Annotated in this window: 23 protein-coding genes and 2 tRNA genes; 6 read left to right on the top strand and 19 right to left on the bottom strand. The window is 51.5% G+C overall.

All coding sequences use genetic code 11. The features are described from left to right. Positions 1 to 14: 14 nt before the first annotated feature. The 8 genes from rimP to rlmE all read right to left on the bottom strand — a co-directional run bounded on the left by rimP (position 15) and on the right by rlmE (position 6422). A complete protein-coding gene (rimP, locus tag LH23_RS02760; protein WP_008454786.1) occupies positions 15 to 467 on the bottom strand; it encodes a ribosome maturation factor RimP in 453 nt (150 codons plus the stop codon). A 213-nt stretch (positions 468 to 680) separates the two neighbouring features. Next, a tRNA-Met gene (locus tag LH23_RS02765) sits at positions 681 to 757 on the bottom strand. A gap of 59 nt (positions 758 to 816) precedes the next feature. After that, positions 817 to 903 (bottom strand) — tRNA-Leu (locus tag LH23_RS02770). 49 nt (positions 904 to 952) lie between these two features. Next, complete coding sequence (gene secG, locus LH23_RS02775) at positions 953 to 1285, bottom strand: preprotein translocase subunit SecG (protein ID WP_038478508.1); 333 nt, start codon at positions 1283 to 1285, stop codon at positions 953 to 955. 235 nt (positions 1286 to 1520) lie between these two features. Next, a complete protein-coding gene (gene glmM, locus LH23_RS02780; protein WP_039288089.1) occupies positions 1521 to 2858 on the bottom strand; it encodes a phosphoglucosamine mutase in 1338 nt (445 codons plus the stop codon). Continuing rightward, positions 2851 to 3699, bottom strand: coding sequence for a dihydropteroate synthase (folP, locus tag LH23_RS02785; protein WP_039288092.1), 849 nt, complete (start codon positions 3697 to 3699; stop codon positions 2851 to 2853). The genes glmM and folP overlap by 8 nt, the downstream gene beginning before the upstream one ends. A gap of 99 nt (positions 3700 to 3798) precedes the next feature. Continuing rightward, positions 3799 to 5736, bottom strand: a complete 1938-nt coding sequence (gene ftsH / locus LH23_RS02790) for an ATP-dependent zinc metalloprotease FtsH (RefSeq protein ID WP_039288095.1) — start codon at positions 5734 to 5736, stop codon at positions 3799 to 3801. 56 nt (positions 5737 to 5792) lie between these two features. Then, on the bottom strand, positions 5793 to 6422 hold the full coding sequence (gene rlmE, locus LH23_RS02795; RefSeq protein WP_008454794.1) for a 23S rRNA (uridine(2552)-2'-O)-methyltransferase RlmE: 630 nt from the start codon (positions 6420 to 6422) through the stop codon (positions 5793 to 5795). A 126-nt stretch (positions 6423 to 6548) separates the two neighbouring features. Here rlmE and yhbY point away from each other — a divergent pair, with 126 nt between their 5' ends. Beyond that, positions 6549 to 6842, top strand: a complete 294-nt coding sequence (gene yhbY, locus LH23_RS02800) for a ribosome assembly RNA-binding protein YhbY (protein ID WP_039288098.1) — start codon at positions 6549 to 6551, stop codon at positions 6840 to 6842. Between the two features lie 105 nt (positions 6843 to 6947). On the opposite strand, the gene greA is transcribed toward yhbY, so the two are convergent. Continuing rightward, positions 6948 to 7424 (bottom strand): transcription elongation factor GreA, encoded by a 477-nt coding sequence (gene greA, locus LH23_RS02805; protein ID WP_039288100.1) that lies wholly within the window; start codon positions 7422 to 7424, stop codon positions 6948 to 6950. Between the two features lie 251 nt (positions 7425 to 7675). Here greA and dacB point away from each other — a divergent pair, with 251 nt between their 5' ends. The 3 genes from dacB to pmrB are packed head-to-tail and all read left to right on the top strand — an operon-like array spanning position 7676 to position 10826. Continuing rightward, positions 7676 to 9109, top strand: coding sequence for a serine-type D-Ala-D-Ala carboxypeptidase (gene dacB / locus LH23_RS02810; RefSeq protein WP_039296331.1), 1434 nt, complete (start codon positions 7676 to 7678; stop codon positions 9107 to 9109). 2 nt (positions 9110 to 9111) lie between these two features. Next, positions 9112 to 9774, top strand: coding sequence for a two-component system response regulator PmrA (pmrA, locus tag LH23_RS02815; RefSeq protein WP_039288102.1), 663 nt, complete (start codon positions 9112 to 9114; stop codon positions 9772 to 9774). Further along, on the top strand, positions 9771 to 10826 hold the full coding sequence (pmrB, locus tag LH23_RS02820) for a two-component system sensor histidine kinase PmrB (RefSeq protein WP_039288105.1): 1056 nt from the start codon (positions 9771 to 9773) through the stop codon (positions 10824 to 10826). Before pmrA ends, pmrB begins: the two co-directional genes overlap by 4 nt. Before the next feature lie 35 nt (positions 10827 to 10861). Here the strand turns inward: pmrB and cgtA are convergent, their stop codons facing one another. From cgtA to rplU, 4 genes are all read right to left on the bottom strand, one after another. Then, on the bottom strand, positions 10862 to 12034 hold the full coding sequence (gene cgtA / locus LH23_RS02825) for an Obg family GTPase CgtA (protein WP_039288108.1): 1173 nt from the start codon (positions 12032 to 12034) through the stop codon (positions 10862 to 10864). Between the two features lie 16 nt (positions 12035 to 12050). After that, positions 12051 to 13016, bottom strand: a complete 966-nt coding sequence (locus LH23_RS02830) for a DMT family transporter (protein WP_039288111.1) — start codon at positions 13014 to 13016, stop codon at positions 12051 to 12053. A 90-nt stretch (positions 13017 to 13106) separates the two neighbouring features. Continuing rightward, positions 13107 to 13364 carry a 50S ribosomal protein L27 gene (rpmA, locus tag LH23_RS02835; RefSeq protein ID WP_007673187.1) on the bottom strand — a complete coding sequence of 86 codons (258 nt, stop codon included), beginning with the start codon at positions 13362 to 13364 and terminating at the stop codon, positions 13107 to 13109. A gap of 19 nt (positions 13365 to 13383) precedes the next feature. After that, complete coding sequence (gene rplU / locus LH23_RS02840; RefSeq protein WP_008454812.1) at positions 13384 to 13695, bottom strand: 50S ribosomal protein L21; 312 nt, start codon at positions 13693 to 13695, stop codon at positions 13384 to 13386. Positions 13696 to 13955: 260 nt separating this feature from the next. On the opposite strand from rplU, the gene ispB reads away from it, so the two are divergent. Then, positions 13956 to 14927 carry an octaprenyl diphosphate synthase gene (gene ispB, locus LH23_RS02845; protein WP_039296334.1) on the top strand — a complete coding sequence of 324 codons (972 nt, stop codon included), beginning with the start codon at positions 13956 to 13958 and terminating at the stop codon, positions 14925 to 14927. Positions 14928 to 15163: 236 nt separating this feature from the next. Further along, on the top strand, positions 15164 to 15427 hold the full coding sequence (gene sfsB, locus LH23_RS02850) for a DNA-binding transcriptional regulator SfsB (protein ID WP_039288118.1): 264 nt from the start codon (positions 15164 to 15166) through the stop codon (positions 15425 to 15427). A 46-nt stretch (positions 15428 to 15473) separates the two neighbouring features. On the opposite strand, the gene murA is transcribed toward sfsB, so the two are convergent. The 6 genes from murA to mlaE all read right to left on the bottom strand — a co-directional run bounded on the left by murA (position 15474) and on the right by mlaE (position 19465). Next, entirely contained in the window at positions 15474 to 16736 is a 1263-nt protein-coding gene (murA, locus tag LH23_RS02855; protein ID WP_039288121.1) for a UDP-N-acetylglucosamine 1-carboxyvinyltransferase, read from the bottom strand. A 53-nt stretch (positions 16737 to 16789) separates the two neighbouring features. Continuing rightward, positions 16790 to 17044 carry a BolA family iron metabolism protein IbaG gene (gene ibaG / locus LH23_RS02860; RefSeq protein WP_008454819.1) on the bottom strand — a complete coding sequence of 85 codons (255 nt, stop codon included), beginning with the start codon at positions 17042 to 17044 and terminating at the stop codon, positions 16790 to 16792. Positions 17045 to 17177: 133 nt separating this feature from the next. Further along, positions 17178 to 17480 carry a lipid asymmetry maintenance protein MlaB gene (mlaB, locus tag LH23_RS02865; RefSeq protein WP_039288125.1) on the bottom strand — a complete coding sequence of 101 codons (303 nt, stop codon included), beginning with the start codon at positions 17478 to 17480 and terminating at the stop codon, positions 17178 to 17180. Beyond that, a complete protein-coding gene (gene mlaC, locus LH23_RS02870; RefSeq protein ID WP_039288128.1) occupies positions 17480 to 18109 on the bottom strand; it encodes a phospholipid-binding protein MlaC in 630 nt (209 codons plus the stop codon). The genes mlaB and mlaC overlap by 1 nt, the downstream gene beginning before the upstream one ends. Positions 18110 to 18126: 17 nt before the next feature. Beyond that, positions 18127 to 18678 carry an outer membrane lipid asymmetry maintenance protein MlaD gene (mlaD, locus tag LH23_RS02875; protein WP_008454822.1) on the bottom strand — a complete coding sequence of 184 codons (552 nt, stop codon included), beginning with the start codon at positions 18676 to 18678 and terminating at the stop codon, positions 18127 to 18129. 4 nt (positions 18679 to 18682) lie between these two features. Beyond that, complete coding sequence (gene mlaE, locus LH23_RS02880; RefSeq protein WP_039288131.1) at positions 18683 to 19465, bottom strand: lipid asymmetry maintenance ABC transporter permease subunit MlaE; 783 nt, start codon at positions 19463 to 19465, stop codon at positions 18683 to 18685. Position 19466: the final 1 nt, after the last annotated feature.

Raw genomic sequence — 19466 nt, forward strand, 5'->3', positions numbered from 1 at the left:
CTCAATCCAAACTATTAAAAGTGGGGTACCAGGTTCGCTTTCTGGATGTTGCTCAGCGCGAACACTTCGTCTTTTCCTTCGACCGTTACCGTGATCATCTCACCGTCTACGGCTTTAATAATACCCTGCCATTTGCGGCGGTTTTGCACAGCCATACGCAATACAATGCTCACTTCTTCGCCGGTAAAACGAACGTAGTGTTCTGCAGTGAACATTGGGCGATCGAGGCCAGGTGAGGACACTTCCAGGTTATAGGCCACGGTGATGGGATCTTCGACATCCAGTACGGCACTGACCTGGTGACTGACATCAGCACAATCATCAACATTGATGCCATCTTCACTATCAATATAGATGCGCAGCGTAGACGTGCGGCCCCGAACGAATTCGATGCCCACAAGTTCATAGCCCAGTGCTTCGACCGGTGCTGAAATCATCTCTGTTAATTTTTGCTCTAATGTGGACAAGCCCACCCCCAAGACATAAAAAAAGGGCATATAGCCCAGTTATTCTAAAGTCAGATAACAAAAAACCCCGATAAATCGGGGCTTTATATAACTGAACCCTGTATGCCGCAACTGCGGCCCGGACACCGTCCAGGAGAATTTTTTTCTAAATTCTTCGCGAAGGCACCGAAACTGGTGTTCACAGTATATTTGAAAAAGAACTCTCAGGGAAAGTGGTTGCGGGGGCCGGATTTGAACCGACGACCTTCGGGTTATGAGCCCGACGAGCTACCAGGCTGCTCCACCCCGCGTCCGAAAACGTGGCAAATACTACGCCAGAATTGCATTAAATGCAAGAATTGCTAGGATTTGGTACCGAGGACGGGACTTGAACCCGTAAGCCCAATCGGGCACTACCACCTCAAGGTAGCGTGTCTACCAATTCCACCACCTCGGCACTCTTTGAACACGGCAACCTTCATGTTACCGCATTGAAGCTGACAAACTTACTGTGGGATATCGCTGCTCGGCTTGGTAGGTGCCGCTGGCGCAGTCTGCTCAGTTTGTGCTGGCTGACTCAAATTTTCCCACTCACTTCCTTTACTGGTTTTATTGGTGCTGAGGTTGCCCAGAACCAGGCTCAGGATAAAGAACAACGTTGCGAGCACACCGGTCATGCGGGTCATGAAGTTACCAGAACCACTTGAACCGAATAACGTAGCGGAAGCGCCTGCTCCGAAGGAGGCTCCCATATCAGCGCCTTTACCTTGCTGCAGCATGATGAGACCTACAAGGCCTAACGCTACAATAAGGAAAACAACTAAAAGAGCTTCGTACATAATCAACCTGTTCCTTGCGGGATTACCGCACGCCAATTGCTTCAAACCAGTTAAGCGGATACGTTTGTCATTACCCACTGAAGCGGGTGAGAATACTAACCAAAGCCAGACAGGTGCGCAAGGGCAATTTATTCACAATGCACTGACTGCGGAAAAAAACAGCAAACGAGTCACTTTCCCTGAAGAAACAGGCGGCAACTGCCGCCTTTTCAATCAGTTTGCGATAACCAATGTATTAAACGGCTTTTACTGCATCTGCGATTTGATGAGCAAAAGCAGTCACCTGAGCTTCATCCTCACCCTCAACCATCACGCGAATGAGTGGCTCCGTCCCGGATTTACGCAGCAACACCCGACCACGGTTGCCCAATGCAGCTTCCACTTCAGCCGTGACGCGTTTGACCTCTTCGTTTTCAAGAGGATCGCCGCTGCCTGCGGTAAAGCGAACGTTAACCAGAATCTGCGGGAAGAGCTTCATCCCGCTACACAGATCGTGCAGGCTCATGTGGTTACGAACCATTGCGGTGAGCACTTGTAACCCTGCGATGATACCGTCGCCAGTCGTCGTTTGATCAAGAAGAATAACGTGCCCTGAGTTTTCAGCCCCAATCCGCCAGCCTTTCTCCTGCAGTTTTTCCAGCACATAGCGGTCGCCAACTTTCGCGCGAGCAAATGGAATGCCCAACTGCTTCAGCGCTACTTCAAGCCCCATATTGCTCATTAGCGTACCCACGGCACCGCCGCGTAGTTGCCCCTGACGCAATCCTTCCCGGGCAATAATATAAAGGATCTGATCGCCATCGACTTTATGCCCCAGGTTATCCACCATGATCACCCGGTCACCGTCACCGTCAAACGCAATGCCGAGATCGGCTTTTTCCGCCAGCACGCGTTCTTGCAGCATACGCACATCCGTCGCACCGCATTTTTCATTAATGTTCACCCCATCTGGCTCACAGCCGATGGCAATGACTTTTGCGCCTAGCTCACGCAATACATTAGGTGCGATGTGATAAGTCGCGCCGTTGGCGCAGTCTACGACGATTTTGAGGCCATTCAGGCTCAGTTCATTCGGGAACGTGCCTTTACAGAATTCAATATAGCGACCTGCTGCATCAACAATTCGGCTGGCTTTACCCAACTCTGCCGAATCCACACAGGTGATTTCTTTTTCCATCTCAGCTTCAATAGCTTCTTCGACTTCATCCGGCAGTTTAGTCCCGTCGATGGAGAAGAATTTGATGCCGTTGTCATAGAATGGATTGTGTGAAGCGGAGATAACAATGCCGGCTTCCGCGCGGAATGTACGGGTTAAGTAAGCAACCGCAGGCGTAGGCATTGGCCCGGTGAAAGACGCGGACAATCCGGCTGCTGCCAGACCCGCTTCCAGCGCAGACTCCAGCATGTAGCCGGAAATTCGCGTGTCCTTACCAATAATAATTTTACGCGAACCGTGACGCGCGAGGACTTTGCCCGCAGCCCAGCCCAGTTTCAGAACGAAATCAGGGGTTATAGGCGCATCGCCCACGCGACCACGAATACCATCGGTGCCAAAATATTTACGGTTACTCATAGTATTTGTTTTCCTTCACTGAAAGCGTAGCTTCGACCACGCGCATAGCTTCAACAGTCTCTTTTACGTCATGGACGCGAAGAATTTGAGCCCCCTGCATCGCAGCAATCACCGCACAGGCCAGGCTACCGCTCAGGCGTTGATCCGGGCCAACATTCAGCAGTTGCCCGACCATCGATTTACGGGACATTCCTACCAGCAGCGGCATACCATAGTGATGAAATTCAGAAAGGCGAGCCAATAACTGATAATTGTGGGTGAGATTCTTACCGAAACCAAAGCCCGGGTCGAGCAGCAATTTATCTTTTGAGATCCCTGCGGCCTCACAGCGAGCAATGTGCTCCACAAAGAAGCGATTCACATCGGCAAATACGTCATCGTACTGTGGCGCCTGTTGCATCGTTTTCGGTTCACCCTGCATATGCATCAGGCAAACGGGGAGCCCCGTTTCCGCAGCAGCAGCTAGCGCACCAGGTTCCGTTAAGGAACGAATATCGTTGATAAGATGTGCCCCCACTCGTGCAGATTCGCGAATAACTTCGGCTTTTGATGTATCCACCGAAACCCAGACCTCAAAACGTTGAGCGATCGCTTCGACCACCGGAATAACGCGCTCAAGTTCTTCTTCTGTGCTCACCTCTGCCGCACCAGGCCGGGTTGACTCTCCGCCAACATCAATGATTGTGGCTCCGGCATTGATCATCGCGTTTGCATGCTTGAGGGCTTCAACCAGAGAATTGTGCTGCCCGCCGTCGGAAAAAGAGTCCGGCGTGACGTTTAAAATCCCCATGACGTGAGGATGCGAGAGATCCAGCGTGGAGCCTTGCGCGGTGAGTTTCATTCTTCTTCCTTTGCGTTCGTCTTAGGCTGTACAAAAACAAAAACCCCGGGGCAAGCCCGGGGTTCATAGATTACTGCAAAAACATCAGTCGTGAGCGTCTTATTTGTCGCCCAGTTGCTCTGACATCGTGTTACCTGGATTTGGCGTGCGCGGTTCATCAACCGGGCGTGGCGCATTCGGGGTACCGTTGTTGTCAGAGTTATTGCTGTTTTTGCTCGCATCTTCCCAACCTGCTGGCGGACGCACTTCGCGGCGCGCCATCAGGTCGTCAATCTGCGGGGCATCGATGGTTTCATACTTCATCAATGCGTCTTTCATGGTGTGCAGAATATCCATGTTCTCATTCAGCAACTGGCGAGCACGAGCATAGTTGCGTTCAATCAGGGATTTAACTTCCTGATCGATGATACGCGCGGTCTCATCAGACATATGCTTCGCTTTTGCCACTGAACGGCCCAGGAATACTTCACCATCTTCTTCCGCATACAGCAGCGGACCAAGTTTGTCAGAGAAGCCCCACTGGGTCACCATGTTACGCGCCAGGTTAGTCGCCACTTTAATGTCGTTCGACGCACCGGTAGAAACATGTTCTGGCCCGTAGATAATCTCTTCAGCCAGACGACCGCCATACAGCGTGGAGATCTGACTTTCCAGTTTCTGACGGCTGGCGCTGATTGCGTCGCCTTCAGGCAGGAAGAAAGTCACACCCAGCGCACGGCCGCGAGGGATAATCGTCACTTTGTGTACCGGATCGTGTTCCGGTACCAGGCGACCGATAATCGCATGGCCAGCTTCGTGATAAGCGGTTGATTCTTTCTGCGCTTCCGTCATCACCATGGAGCGGCGTTCTGCCCCCATCATGATTTTGTCTTTCGCTTTCTCGAATTCAACCATCGAAACCACGCGCTTGTTACCGCGAGCAGCAAACAGCGCTGCTTCGTTTACCAGGTTAGCCAAATCGGCACCGGAGAAGCCAGGCGTACCACGAGCGATAATTGCAGCGTCGATGTCCGGAGCAAGCGGTACGCGGCGCATATGCACTTTCAGGATCTGCTCACGACCACGAACATCCGGCAGACCGACAACAACCTGACGGTCGAAACGGCCTGGACGCAGCAACGCAGGGTCAAGCACGTCAGGGCGGTTAGTTGCCGCAATAACGATGATCCCTTCATTGCCTTCAAAGCCATCCATCTCAACCAGCATCTGGTTCAAGGTTTGCTCACGTTCGTCGTGACCGCCACCCAGACCAGCACCACGCTGACGACCGACGGCATCGATTTCATCGATAAAGATAATGCAAGGTGCCGCTTTTTTGGCCTGTTCGAACATGTCACGCACACGGGATGCACCAACACCAACGAACATTTCAACAAAGTCAGAACCGGAAATTGTGAAGAACGGTACTTTCGCTTCACCAGCAATCGCTTTTGCCAGCAGCGTTTTACCCGTACCCGGAGGGCCGACCATCAGCACGCCTTTCGGGATTTTACCGCCCAGTTTCTGGAAGCGGCTTGGCTCACGGAGGTATTCAACCAGCTCACCCACCTCTTCTTTCGCTTCATCACAGCCAGCGACGTCAGCAAAGGTAGTTTTGATTTGGTCTTCCGTTAACATGCGCGCCTTGCTCTTACCGAACGACATGGCACCTTTGCCACCGCCGCCCTGCATTTGGCGCATAAAGAAGATCCAGACCCCAATCAGCAGCAGCATTGGGAACCAGGAAATGAAGATAGTTGCCAGCAGACTCTGCTCTTCAGGCGGCTCGCCCACAACTTTCACATTCTTGGTAATCAGATTATCAAGCAGCTTGGGATCATTAACGGGGATGTAAGTCGTGTATCGGTTACTATCTTTCTTGGTAACGTTGATTTCACGTCCGTTGATGCGCGCTTCGCGAACCTGGTCCTGATTAACTTCAGACAGGAAAGTGGAGTAATCCACCCTACGGCCATTTGACTCGCTGGGCCCAAAGCTCTGGAATACCGACATTAGCACAACGGCAATGACCAGCCAGAGTATTAGGTTTTTCGCCATGTCACTCAAGGGATTAACCTCATATTACAACTGTGTTAACAAACAGCGTCAGGGTACTATAGTTTGCGCCCGGTCGCTACAATGTACACTTCACGTGAGCGGGCACGAGAAGAGTCCGGCTTACGAACTTTAACCGTCGTAAACAGGGAGCGAATTTCTCGCAGGTATTCATCGAAACCTTCGCCCTGAAACACTTTCACTACAAAACTACCGCCCGGCGCCAGTACGTCCCGACACATTTCCAGTGCCAGTTCAACCAAGTACATAGCGCGGGGAATATCGACTGCCGGTGTCCCGCTCATGTTTGGCGCCATATCTGACATGACAACCTGCACTTTACTGTCACCAACACGTTCCAGCAGGGCCTTGACGACTAATTCATCACGAAAATCGCCCTGAAGGAAGTCCACACCAACGATAGGATCCATTGGTAAAAGATCGCAAGCGATGATTCGCCCCTGATTCCCGATTTGCGTCACGACATATTGTGACCACCCGCCGGGTGCAGCACCAAGATCAACAATAGTCATTCCTGGCTTAAAAAGTTTGTCACTTTGCTGTATTTCATCAAGTTTAAACCAGGCACGGGACCGCAACCCCTTTTTCTGTGCCTGTTGAACATATTTATCGCTAAAGTGTTCCTGCAGCCAGCGACTGGAGCTGGCAGAACGCTTCTTACCTGTCATCTCAATATCCAACTTTGTTCATCGTGAATAGCAGGCTAACTAACAATCAGCACAGCCGATTTGGCGATACACTGGAGATGGCGGTAGAATGAACCGTTTTCAATCCCAACGTAAGCAAAAAATACGATGAATCTGAGTACTAAACAAAAACAGCACCTAAAAGGTCTGGCCCATCCGCTCAAGCCGGTGGTTATGCTTGGCAATAATGGTTTGACCGAAGGGGTACTGGCCGAGATTGAACAAGCGCTTGAGCACCATGAATTAATCAAGGTGAAGATCGCAACGGAAGATCGCGAAAACAAAACCTTAATTGTGGATGCCATCGTGCGGGAAACCGGCGCCTGTAACGTACAGGTCATCGGTAAAACGCTGGTGCTCTATCGCCCTTCTAAAGAGCGTAAGATTTCTCTGCCGAAATAAGCAGAGGTGTGCAAAATGCCACGCTATGTTCGTTGATAAAAGGCCGCTATGCGGCCTTTTTCTTTTCTTTACAATACGCCAACCCTTTAGTGGGCGTAGTAAAAATTACAGATATTCTACCTTTAAGATTTCAAATTCGACATCGCCACCCGGCGTGCGAATTACGACAACATCGTCGCATTCTTTACCCACAAGACCGCGAGCAATAGGCGAATTTACAGAGATAAGATTCTTTTTAAAATCAGCCTCATCGTCGCCAACGATGCGATAAGTAAGCTCTTCGTCATTGTCCAGGTTCAGTACTGTTACGGTAGTACCAAAAATCACACGGCCATTATTTGGCATTCTTGTGACATCGATCACCTGAGCATTAGAAAGCTTAGCTTCGATATCCTGGATGCGGCCTTCACAAAAACCCTGCTGCTCACGCGCGGCATGATATTCAGCATTTTCTTTCAGATCGCCATGTTCACGAGCTTCGGCAATGGCAGCAATGATTTCAGGACGGCGAACGGATTTCAGGAAATCCAGTTCTTCGCGAAGTTGTTCAGCGCCACGTAAGGTCATCGGAATAGGTTGCATTTGTTATACCTCTTAAAATCAGTCCTCTGCAGCAGGGCAAAACACCGCGCTGGCTTAAGAGCATGGCCGGTAACGTGCGTCTCTCCGGCAACAAATAAAAGAAAACCGACCCGGGGTGATAACTCCAGGTCAGTAACAGTTTTCAAATTGACCGGTATTTTACCCTGGAGTTCCCTAAGGGTCATCGTTTACTTTGCACCATAATGCACCGTAGTATGGCGGTCACGTTTCCAGGCCGTTACCGCGAGATTATGCGATTTTTGAGATTTGTCATTGGGTTGACCGCTGCCGTAGCTATGAATGTTCAGGCTGCGAACGTTGAAGAGTACACCTCCCAGTTGCCTGACGGGGCGAACCTGGCACTGATGGTGCAAAAAGTCGGTGCCACGAGCCCGTTCATCGATTATCACAGCCAGCAAATGGCTCTGCCTGCCAGTACTCAGAAAGTGATTACGGCGCTAGCGGCCCTCCTTCAACTGGGCCCGGATTTTCGCTTTACCACAACGCTAGAAAGTCGTGCTCAAATCGATAATGGCGTACTTAACGGCGATCTTATCGCCCGCTTCGGCGGCGATCCTACGCTAAAGCGTCAGGATATTCGCAACATGGTTGCCGAATTAAAAAAAGCAGGCGTCCAACAGATTAAGGGCAACGTGCTGGTCGACACATCTATTTTTGCCAGCCACGATAAAGCCCCCGGCTGGCCGTGGAACGACATGACGCAGTGCTTCAGCGCACCGCCAGCCGCCGCCATAGTAGACCGAAACTGCTTCTCTATTTCCTTATACAGCGCCCCGAAAGCTGATGATTTAGCCTATATTCGCATTGCTTCTTACTATCCAGTGGTGATGTTTAGTCAGGTCAGAACGCTGGCCAAAGGCTCTCCCGACGCCCAATACTGTGAACTGGATGTTGTCCCAGGCGATCTCAACCGCTATACGCTTACAGGCTGCCTTACACAGCGTGCCGATCCGCTGCCATTAGCCTTCGCCATTCAGGATGGGGCCAGCTATGCAGGCGCAATCATCAAAGATGAATTGAAGCAGGCAGGGATCAGCTACAGCGGAACACTGCTGCGCCAGACGCAACCTAATGAGCCGGGAACGGTTATCGCCAGCAAGCAATCAGCACCGCTTCATGACCTGCTTAAAATCATGCTCAAGAAATCCGATAACATGATTGCCGATACCGTATTCAGGACCATTGGACATAACCGGTTGGGTGTTCCTGGCACCTGGCGGGCAGGTGCTGATGCTGTACGCCAGATATTGCGCCAAAAAGCAGGCGTAGATTTGGGGAACAGTATTGTCGTCGATGGCTCAGGCCTTTCGCGCCATAACCTGATTTCACCGGCCACAATGATGCAGGTGCTGCAATACATCGCACAGAACGATAATCAGCTAAACTTTATCTCCATGCTTCCACTCGCTGGTTATGATGGCTCCCTGCAGTATCGCGCAGGCCTGCATCAAGCGGGCGTCGACGGCAAAGTGTCGGCGAAAACAGGCTCGTTGCAAGGGGTTTATAATCTGGCTGGCTTCATTACAACGGCAAGCGGGCAACGTATGGCTTTCGTGCAGTATCTCTCCGGCTATGCCGTTGAACCTGCAGACCAGCGTAATCGCCGCATTCCGCTAGTGCGCTTCGAAAGCAGACTTTACAAGGATATTTACCAAAATAATTAGCTATGAAACTGCTTATTGTTGAAGACGATTTACTGCTACAGGAAGGTCTTTCACTGGCATTAGACGGTGAAGGCTATGCGTTGGACTGCGCCGCCACGGCAGCGGAGGCCGATGCTCTGCTGCAAAGCGGTGAATACAGCCTGATCATTCTCGACCTGGGCCTCCCTGACAAAGACGGTGCGACACTGCTAAGCCAGTGGCGTCGTCGCGGGATAAAAAATCCTGTGCTTATCCTGACCGCTCGTGATGCACTTGAAGACAGGGTAAACGGTCTGGACTCCGGTGCTGATGATTATCTGGTTAAACCTTTTGCGCTGGCAGAGCTTCAGGCGCGTGCAAGGGCATTGATCCGCCGCTATCAGGGCCACAGCGACAACCTGCTTCAGGAAGACGATTTAACTCTCAATTTGCAGACTCAGCAGGTGCTGCTCGCCAACCAGGCTGTAGAAATTACGCCCAAAGAATTCGCGCTTCTGACCCGCCTGATGATGCGCATCGGCCAGACGGTCCATCGCGAAACACTGCAGCAGGATATTTACAGCTGGCAGGACGATCCGAGCTCCAATACCCTTGAAGTGCACATTCATAATCTACGTCGAAAATTAGGCAAAGACAGAATCAAAACCGTGCGTGGCGTTGGCTACCGGCTGGAAACTCGTTCATGAGCAGCATGCGCCGGCGCCTGATGATCCTGCTGGCGCTGATTCTTCTTTTCTTCCAGCTGATTAGCGTTGTCTGGCTTTGGCATGAAAGTCGCGAACAGATTGGCTTTTTGGTGAGTGAAACGCTCTCCGCAAAAGCCCGAAACCAGCAGGTCGAGAAAGAGATTCGTGAAGCGATTGCCTCTCTGCTAGTCCCTTCTCTGGTTATGGTTGCCTTTACGCTGTTTTTCTCTTTCTGGGCAATTACCTGGATAACCCGTCCGCTAAACCAATTGCGTTCAAGCCTGGCTAACCGTTCAGCCGACAACCTCACTCCCCTACCCATGTTTTCCGACATGGACGAAATGGTGGCAGTGACCAATTCCCTCAACCAGTTGCTTGGCCGTCTGGACCATACCATTCAACAGGAGCGCTTATTCACTGCAGATGCGGCCCATGAACTGAGAACACCACTTGCAGGCCTCAGGTTACATCTGGAATTAATGGTAAAAAATGGGGTAACACAGGCCCCGATGCTGCTAACACGTATCGATCAGCTCATGCATACCATTGAACAGCTCCTGATGCTTTCCCGCGCCGGACAAGCTCTTGCCAGCGGGCATTACAATACTCTGACCTGGAGCAGCGACATCGTTGCGCCGCTGAAGATGGAAATGGAAGAATTGGCTGCGCCTCGCGGGCAAAAGCTCATCTGGCCTGCGGATTTATCTCTGACCGTGCAGGGTGATGCCGTGCTGCTGCGTTTAATGCTGCGTAACCTGCTGGAAAATGCCTCCCGCTATAGCCCAGAAAAAGGCGTGATTCATGTGATGCTGGCAGAGAAAGAGGGAGGAACTCTGTTGAGCGTTGCCGACAGCGGGCCGGGCATTAAAGCTGAGTATCTTCAACAGATAACGGAACCTTTCAGGCGTATGGACCAGCGTTACGGCGGTAGCGGGCTAGGCCTGAACATTGTGCTACGTATTGTGCAGCTCCATCATGGCCGCCTTGAACTGGATAACCGCGCTGAAGGCGGCTTGCAGGCTGACTGCTGGCTTCCAAACAGCATCCAATAAAAAAGGCCGGGAGCACCGGCCTTCTTCGTTGAGACTTACTTCTGGTAGATAATTTCGACGCCTTCGTCGTCTTCATCGTCCCAGTCGTCATCCCAGTCTTCTTCTGCTTCAGCTTCCATTTCGTCGAGCTGCTGGCGATGGTAATCATCCCACATAAACTCGACTTTCTCAGGCTGCTTAGCGACTTCAGCCGCCGTAATTGGGTTTTCGATGATAAACGTCATCACATCCCAGCAGAGGTCTTTCACGCCCATCTGGCTTGCCGCAGAGATAAGGTAGAATTTATCTTCCCAGCCGAGTGCTTCGGCAATCGCCTTCGCCTTCTCTTCAGCCTGCGCTTTGTCCATCAGGTCGATTTTGTTAAATACAAGCCAGCGAGGTTTAGATGCCAGGCTTTCGCTGTATTTTTCCAGCTCGCCAACGATGATACGGGCGTTTTCAACCGGATCGGAACCATCGATAGGCTCAATGTCAATGAGATGCAGCAGCACGCGACAGCGCTCAAGGTGCTTAAGGAAGCGAATACCGAGGCCAGCACCGTCGGCAGCACCTTCAATCAGTCCTGGAATATCCGCGACAACAAAGCTCTTCTCGTTATCCATACGGACAACGCCAAGGCTTGGCACCAACGTGGTAAACGGATAATCAGCCACTTTTGGCTTCGCAGCAGATACCGCACGGATAAAGGTGGACTTACCCGCATTTGGCATACCCAGCATACCCACATCAGCCAGCAGCATCAGTTCTAGCTGCAGGTCGCGTTTTTCACCTGGCGTCCCCATCGTTTTCTGGCGTGGAGTACGGTTAACCGAGGATTTAAAACGGGTATTACCCAGACCATGCCAGCCGCCTTTAGCAACCATCAGCTTCTGACCGTGCTGAGTCATATCGCCCATGGTTTCGCCGGTGCCCTGATCGATAACTCGGGTACCGACTGGCACCTTCACGGTGACGTCATGTCCACGCTTACCGGTACAGTCACGGCTTTGGCCGTTCTGGCCACGCTCGGCGCGGAAGGCTTTTTCAAAACGATAATCGATGAGTGTGTTCAGGTTCTCGTCAGCTTCAAGCCACACATCACCACCATCACCACCATCACCGCCATCCGGGCCGCCTCTCGGGATATATTTTTCACGGCGGAAGCTAACGCAGCCGTTACCACCATCACCTGCTACGACCAGGATCGTTGCTTCATCAACAAACTTCATCTTACTTCTCCGTAAATCATTCGCCCGAACGCTGCACTGGTGTGGCCGTTTCGGTTTTATGCCAGCGCCCCCAAAGGCGATGGCCAATCGCGGAATACATCGCACCAGCCACAACCACAAGTGCCCCGATATAACCCACGAGGTTAAGCATCGGTATGGCGAAATACTCGGGCCAGGCCTGAGACAGCAGGTCTGAGAACAACAACGTAAATAACGGGGTTAGCGTAATGATGGCGCTAACCTGGGAGGCCTGCCAGCGCGCCATCGCCTCAGCGAGCGCGCCATATCCTACCAGCGTATTCAGACCGCAAAAAACCAGACATGCCAGTTGCCAGCCACTAAGCTGGAAAATCACACCTGGTTTTGCCAGCGGCAAAAGTGCAATAGTACATAAAGTGTACAACAAAAAGAGAATCTGCTGTGAGGCTAACCGGCGTAATAACACCTTCTGCGCCACACCATAGCTGACCCAAACCGTTGCCGCCAGCACGCCGAAGATGACACCAAGGGTGTAATCCGTCAGGCGAGTAAAAATCTCTACAAGACTGGTGTTGAAGAACATCACCAGACCACACAAGAGCATAATGGCACCAATAATCTGTGTGCCACGCATTCTCTCTTTCAGCACTACTACGCTCGCCACCATCATTCCTACAGGGGAAAGCTGGCCAATAACCTGAGACGCAGTAGGACTCAAATACTGCAGGGAAGAACTAAAGAGCAGAAAGTTGCCAAACAATCCGCCTGTGGCGATCGCTAACAGCACTAGCCACCGGGGCTTGCGGAACATTCTGAGCGGCGGCAATTTTCCCCGAATCGCAAGGAAAATACCCAGACCAATACTGGCCATCAAAAATCGATAAAAGACCACAGTCGGCGGTGCCATGACCGGAAGCACCTGCTTCATCGCTATAGGTAAAGCACCCCAGCACATCGCCGTGGTTAACGCTAAAAGAATACCGATTCCCGCCTGCTGCCCCATGCCCATTCCCTGTTTTAATTTACCAGGCGTACAATGTAAAAAGCCCCGCAACACGTTGCGGGGCTTTCATCCGTTACCGGACCGAAAAACTTACTCAGCAACGATGCTGATGTATTTACGATTGTTCGGGCCTTTAACTTCGAATTTTACTTTACCGTCTGCTTTAGCAAACAGGGTGTGGTCACGACCACAACCTACATTGTTGCCAGCGTGGAATTTGGTGCCACGTTGACGAACGATGATGCTACCAGCCAGTACAGTTTCACCACCAAAGCGTTTTACACCCAGGCGTTTTGCTTCTGAATCGCGACCGTTACGAGTTGAGCCGCCAGCCTTTTTATGTGCCATTTAATCTACTCCTCAGGTCTTAGGCGCTGATGCCAGTGATTTTCACATCAGTGAACCACTGACGATGGCCCGCTTGCTTACGATAGTGCTTACGGCGACGGAACTTAACGATCTTAACTTTCTCGCCACGACCGTGAGCAACAACCTCAGCCTTAATAACGCCACCATCAACGAAAGGAACGCCGATTTTGACTTCTTCACCGTTTGCGATCATCAGAACTTCAGCGAACTCAACAGTTTCGCCAGTTGCGATGTCCAGCTTTTCCAGGCGAACGGTCTGACCTTCGCTTACTCGGTGTTGTTTACCACCACTTTGGAAAACCGCGTACATATAAAACTCCGCTTTCCGCGCTTGCCTTTCATTGGATTCAGGTAGCGCTATAAATATTCACAATAGGGCGCGAATATTACGCAAATCGTGAGGGTTTGACAAGCCCGATCGTCAATTACCGTAGAAAAAAAACGCAACAGCACACACACCGTTTATCTGCCTCGTTTTTTCAGTACAATCTGTACTACAGTATCGAACCTCAACCCTCTCGTTATGCCATATGGATGTGGAATAAACAGGACGAAAGCCAGACTTTTGCGATGAATTTAGAAAAAATTAATGAGTTAACCGCGCAAGATATGGCGGGTGTCAATGCGACAATCCTTGAGCAATTGAATTCCGATGTCCAACTGATCAACCAGTTGGGTTACTACATTGTCAGCGGGGGCGGTAAACGCATCCGTCCAATGATTGCCGTGCTCGCTGCACGGGCGCTTTCCTATGAAGGGCAGGCCCATGTCAGAATTGCAGCGCTGATCGAATTCATACATACCGCTACTCTGCTTCACGATGACGTCGTGGACGAATCAGATATGCGTCGGGGTAAAGCTACCGCCAATGCGGCTTTCGGCAACGCAGCAAGCGTCCTGGTCGGTGATTTCATCTATACACGAGCATTTCAGATGATGACCAGCCTCGGTTCTTTGAAGGTGCTGGAGGTGATGTCAGAGGCTGTGAATGTTATAGCCGAAGGCGAAGTGTTGCAGCTGATGAACTGTAATGATCCTGACATCACTGAAGAAAGCTACATGCGGGTCATCTACAGCAAAACGGCTCGCTTGTTTGAAGCCGCTGCTCAATGCTCCGGAATTCTGGCGGGTGCTACGGAAGTTCAGGAAAAAGCCCTGCAGGATTATGGGCGTTACCTGGGCACAGCCTTCCAGCTTATAGATGACCTGTTGGATTACAGCTCAGACGGACAAACGTTGGGTAAAAACGTAGGCGACGATTTGAACGAAGGCAAACCGACGCTGCCGCTGTTGCACGCGATGCGCAATGGCTCACCAGAGCAAGCGCAGATGATCCGTGAAGCGATCGAACAAGGAAATGGGCGTCACCTGCTAGAACCCGTATTAAAAGCCATGTCGGATTGCGGTTCCCTGGAATGGACTCGCCAGCGTGCCGAAGAGGAAGCGGATAAAGCGATCGATGCTCTCTCTGTCCTCCCTGATAGCCCACATCGAGAAGCTCTGATCTCTCTGGCCCACATGTCCGTACAGCGCGATCGTTAGCCTGGACTTTAGCGCGCCGAAAAGGCGCGCTAAAGTTTCCAATAAATCATTCCCCTCACCTTTCCCTTCTTTTCCTTTTCTAATCATTTTCATTAGCTTTCATCATATTTGCGGATGGAAACACAGAATTTATTATTCCTTGCACTTACTGGAATCATTTGGAAATTTTTATGTTATAAATTTCCAGTGTTATTGCTCAGTTCAGAGCAGGACTTGTAAGATTACAGGGAGAGATTATGGAAAATCAGTATGTGGACTGGCATCCGGCAGACATCATTGCCGGCCTGAGAAAAAAGAGAACGTCGCTTGCCGCCTTATCACGTCAGTCAGGTTTAAGCTCTTCAACGCTCGCAAACGCGTTATCGCGCCCATGGCCTAAAGGGGAGTTTATTATCGCTCGGGCTTTAGGCGTAGCCCCTCAGATCATCTGGCCCTCGCGTTACCACGATCCGGTAACCCATGAATTTATCGACAGAACCAGAAAGATTCGGCAGCAATAAAAAAGCCGGGGCATGCCCCGGCTTTTTGTCACGATAAAAAAGTCGCTTACTCGCTACCCTTCACGCGTTCAATCTTAGCGCCCAGCGCCTGAAGTTTATCTTCAATGCGCTCGTAGCCGCGATCGATATGATAAATACGATCCACTATCGTTGTTCCTTCAGCGATACAGCCCGCCAGAACAAGACTTGCAGAAGCACGAAGATCGGTAGCCATTACCTGAGCGCCGGAAAGCTTTTCAACCCCGTGGCAGATAACCGTATTGCTTTCGATCTCAGCATGCGCGCCCATACGGATTAATTCAGGCACATGCATGAAGCGGTTTTCGAAGATAGTTTCGGTAATCACGCCAGTCCCTTCCGCCACCAGGTTTAGCAGCGTGAATTGCGCCTGCATATCGGTAGGGAAGCCTGGGTGCGGAGCAGTACGCACCGTCACGCCTTTTGGACGCTGACCATGCATATCAAGGCTGATCCAGTCTTCACCCGTTTCAACCTCCGCGCCAGCTTCACGCAGCTTCGCCAACACGGCATCCAGAGTATCGGGCTGTGCGTTACGGCAAAGAATTTTACCGCCAGAGATTGCAGCGGCCACCAGGAAGGTCCCGGTTTCAATGCGGTCAGGCAGCACGCGATAAACGCCCCCGCCCAAACGAGCAACACCTTCGATCGTGATACGATCGGTGCCTGCGCCGCTGATCTTCGCACCCAGGGTGTTGAGGAAGTTCGCGGTATCAACGATCTCCGGTTCACGCGCGGCGTTTTCAATGATCGTTTTACCTTCCGCAAGCGTAGCTGCACTCATGATAGTCACGGTCGCGCCGACGCTCACCTTATCCATCACAATGTGGGCCCCTTTAAGGCGGCCATTCACCGACGCCTTAACGTAACCTTCTTCCAGCTTAATTTCCGCGCCAAGCTGCTCCAGGCCGGTGATGTGCAGATCTACCGGGCGAGCGCCGATGGCACAGCCACCAGGCAGAGAAACCTGCCCCTGGCCAAAGCGAGCAACCAGAGGCCCCAGCGCCCAAATAGATGCACGCATGGTTTTCACCAGGTCATAAGGCGCACAGAAGATATTCACACCGCTGGCGTCAATGTAGACGGAACCATTGCGCTCAACTTTGGTACCCAGCTGGCTCAGCAGCTTCATTGTGGTATCAATATCTTTCAGTTTTGGAACGTTCTGAATCTCTACCGGCTCTTCTGCCAGAAGGGCTGCGAAGAGGATCGGCAGCGCGGCGTTTTTAGCCCCTGAGATTGTGACTTCCCCACTCAGGCGGGTAGGCCCCTGCACACGAAATTTATCCATTGAAACTGTTCTCTTTTAAATTCAAAACGTTATCACCAGCCTGAGCCGATGATTCAAAAACCATTTAGTTTGCGGTCGCGCGCCCACTCTTCCGGCGTATAGGTCTTAATAGAAACAGCATGCATGCGGTTGTCAGCGATGAACTCCATCAGCGGGGCATACACCGTTTGCTGCTTTTTGACGCGACTTAACTCGGCGAATAACTCACCCACCGCTATCACCTGAAAGTGGCTGCCATCGCCAGAGACGTGGACTTCCTGGAGGGGCAGTGCGTTCATCAGCACTGTCTGAATTTCATGATTTTCCATGGGGTATCTATTCGTCGATTAATGAATGATGAGATAAGCCACACATCTTAGAGGAAAGTGGCGTCAGCTTAAATAAGCAAAAAGCCCCGGAACTTAACAGTTCGAGGGCTTTGAAAGTAACGTGCTGAAATCATTAGCCTGCCAGATGCGGCAACAATGCCTCTGGCAAATTGTAGAGTTGCGCCAGCGTGCGCAAATTATCAGTGGCGCCCCTAAGCTCGATCTTGTTTCCCTGGCGAGCCACGATGGCTGTCAGGTGAATAAGCAACGCCAGCCCGGCGGTATCAACGCGAGTTAAGCCACTTAGCTCAAAAAGATTGATACCCGCGACCACTTTCTCACGCTGCTGCCAAAGCGAATTAACGGTGCCGCCATCCAGCTCTCCGAAGAAATGCAGCGTTGTACCGTCCAGCTTCCAGCTTAGTTCTTCCGCCATTACTTTTTACTGTCCAGGGTAATTGGCTGTTTCGAAATCGACTGCAGCTGCGCAGTCAAACCATCAATGCCTTTGGTACGCAACAGATCGCTCCACTCATTTTGTTTGGTGGTGATCATGCTGATCCCTTCGGCGATCATATCGTAAGCCTGCCAGTTCCCAGTTTGGCTATTCTTACGCCACTGGAAGTCAAGGCGCACCGGCGGGCGACCGTTTGGATCGATAATCGTCACGCGGATCGCCACGATATCAGCATTACCCAGCGGTTGCTCGGGAGCAATTTGGTAAGTCTGACCATGGTACAGCGCCAGCGCCTGCCCATAAGCCTGCTTAAGGTACTCTTCAAAAGCCTTGAAGTAGGCATCTCGCTGCGCAGGTGTTGCATCTTTGTAGTAACGCCCTAATACCAGCGCACCCGCGTATTTTACCTGCACGTATGGCAGTAATTCCTGGCCAACGATCTCCCGCAGATAATTCGGGTTCTGTCGAATTTGAGGCTGCTCATTTTTCAGACGATCAAAGGTCTTCTGCGCCGCCTCGTTCATTAATTTGTAAGGGTTAGTCTGGTCTGCCGCCATCGCAAATGGGGCGATTACCAGCATGGCTACCATAATAAGACGCTTAAACATCACTCGTTCCTCTTAAATTAATTCGTAGTACCTGACTGCGGTGCGGCATCAGTATGGCCTGCAGAATGGGCTTCGGCATCGCCAGAATTCTTATTATCTCCGTTGCCGCTCTTATAAAGGAACTGGCCTATCAGATCCTCAAGCACCAAAGCAGACTTTGTGTCCTGAATGGTACTGCCATCTTTCAGCATAGATGACCCCAGCTCGGGATCATCAAAACCGAGGTTAAGAGCAATATATTGCTCGCCCAGCAGGCCAGAGGTACGAATCGCCAGAGAGCTTGTATCCGGAATCTGGTTGTAGCGCTGCTCAATGTCCAGCGTTACGCGAGGCAGATAGGTTTTCGGGTCCAGAGCAATACCATCAACACGACCAATAACAACACCACCGAGGCGAACCGGGGAACTCATTTTCAGGCCACCGATGTTGTCGAAAGTGGCGTATACCCGATACGTCGGCTCGCTGCGCAGTGAAGTAACATTCGCCACCTTCAGGCAGAGAAAAATAATGGCGACCAGCGCAACCAGCAGAAAAGCACCAACCCAAACTTCAAATTTCTTTGTTTGCATGAACTCAATTCCCAAACATCAGTGCTGTCAGCACAAAATCGAGGCCCAAAACGGCCAGAGAAGCGTGCACAACGGTGCGCGTGGTTGCCCGGCTAATCCCGGCAGAAGTCGGAATAGCATCGTACCCGTTGAATAACGCGATCCATGTTACGGTAATGGCGAAGACTACGCTTTTAATCACGCAGTTAACCAAATCCAGCCGCCATGAGACCGCATTTTGCATTGCTGACCAGAAGAAACCGGCATCAATACCTTTCCAGTTAACGCCCACAAGTGCGCCGCCCCAAACGCCCACGGCAACAAAGATAAGCGTCAGAAGCGGCAGCGAGATCACCCCAGCCCAAAATCGCGGTGACACGACGCGGCGCAGCGGATCGACCGCCATCATCTCCATGCTGGACAGTTGCTCTGTCGCGCGCATCAGGCCAATTTCAGCGGTTAATGCGGAACCCGCTCGCCCGGCAAACAGCAGCGCGGCAACAACCGGACCCAGCTCACGGAGCAGTGAAAGGGCTACCAGCATGCCGAGGCTCGATTCGGCGCTGTACGTCGTCAGCACCAGGTATCCCTGCAAACCAAGCACCATCCCGATGAACAGGCCGGAAACCATAATAATCAGCATCGACAACACGCCGACGTTATAAAGCTGACGAACCAGCAACGGCGCATGCTTGCGAAACTCCGGCTTCCCTACCAGCGCGTTGAATAACATCAGTCCGGCACGTCCAAACGAGGCGCAGGTTTTTATCCCGCGTCGCCCGATAGATGCCAGTGCATTTAGCAGCATG

This window comes from Cedecea neteri (assembly GCF_000758305.1).
Classification (GTDB): Bacteria; Pseudomonadota; Gammaproteobacteria; order Enterobacterales; family Enterobacteriaceae; genus Cedecea; species Cedecea neteri_C.

Coding starts and splice junctions, on each gene's coding strand:
- ftsH (WP_039288095.1), bottom strand. CDS start 5,736: ATGGCGAAAAACCTAATACTCTGGCTGGTCATTGCCGTTGTGCTAATG.
- ibaG (WP_008454819.1), bottom strand. CDS start 17,044: ATGGAAAATCATGAAATTCAGACAGTGCTGATGAACGCACTGCCCCTC.
- rlmE (WP_008454794.1), bottom strand. CDS start 6,422: ATGACAGGTAAGAAGCGTTCTGCCAGCTCCAGTCGCTGGCTGCAGGAA.
- rplU (WP_008454812.1), bottom strand. CDS start 13,695: ATGTACGCGGTTTTCCAAAGTGGTGGTAAACAACACCGAGTAAGCGAA.
- yhbY (WP_039288098.1), top strand. CDS start 6,549: ATGAATCTGAGTACTAAACAAAAACAGCACCTAAAAGGTCTGGCCCAT.
- greA (WP_039288100.1), bottom strand. CDS start 7,424: ATGCAACCTATTCCGATGACCTTACGTGGCGCTGAACAACTTCGCGAA.
- dacB (WP_039296331.1), top strand. CDS start 7,676: ATGCGATTTTTGAGATTTGTCATTGGGTTGACCGCTGCCGTAGCTATG.
- sfsB (WP_039288118.1), top strand. CDS start 15,164: ATGGAAAATCAGTATGTGGACTGGCATCCGGCAGACATCATTGCCGGC.
- pmrA (WP_039288102.1), top strand. CDS start 9,112: ATGAAACTGCTTATTGTTGAAGACGATTTACTGCTACAGGAAGGTCTT.
- rpmA (WP_007673187.1), bottom strand. CDS start 13,364: ATGGCACATAAAAAGGCTGGCGGCTCAACTCGTAACGGTCGCGATTCA.
- mlaC (WP_039288128.1), bottom strand. CDS start 18,109: ATGTTTAAGCGTCTTATTATGGTAGCCATGCTGGTAATCGCCCCATTT.
- glmM (WP_039288089.1), bottom strand. CDS start 2,858: ATGAGTAACCGTAAATATTTTGGCACCGATGGTATTCGTGGTCGCGTG.
- ispB (WP_039296334.1), top strand. CDS start 13,956: ATGAATTTAGAAAAAATTAATGAGTTAACCGCGCAAGATATGGCGGGT.
- murA (WP_039288121.1), bottom strand. CDS start 16,736: ATGGATAAATTTCGTGTGCAGGGGCCTACCCGCCTGAGTGGGGAAGTC.
- mlaE (WP_039288131.1), bottom strand. CDS start 19,465: ATGCTGCTAAATGCACTGGCATCTATCGGGCGACGCGGGATAAAAACC.
- cgtA (WP_039288108.1), bottom strand. CDS start 12,034: ATGAAGTTTGTTGATGAAGCAACGATCCTGGTCGTAGCAGGTGATGGT.
- mlaB (WP_039288125.1), bottom strand. CDS start 17,480: ATGGCGGAAGAACTAAGCTGGAAGCTGGACGGTACAACGCTGCATTTC.
- folP (WP_039288092.1), bottom strand. CDS start 3,699: ATGAAACTCACCGCGCAAGGCTCCACGCTGGATCTCTCGCATCCTCAC.
- secG (WP_038478508.1), bottom strand. CDS start 1,285: ATGTACGAAGCTCTTTTAGTTGTTTTCCTTATTGTAGCGTTAGGCCTT.
- pmrB (WP_039288105.1), top strand. CDS start 9,771: ATGAGCAGCATGCGCCGGCGCCTGATGATCCTGCTGGCGCTGATTCTT.
- mlaD (WP_008454822.1), bottom strand. CDS start 18,678: ATGCAAACAAAGAAATTTGAAGTTTGGGTTGGTGCTTTTCTGCTGGTT.
- LH23_RS02830 (WP_039288111.1), bottom strand. CDS start 13,016: ATGGGGCAGCAGGCGGGAATCGGTATTCTTTTAGCGTTAACCACGGCG.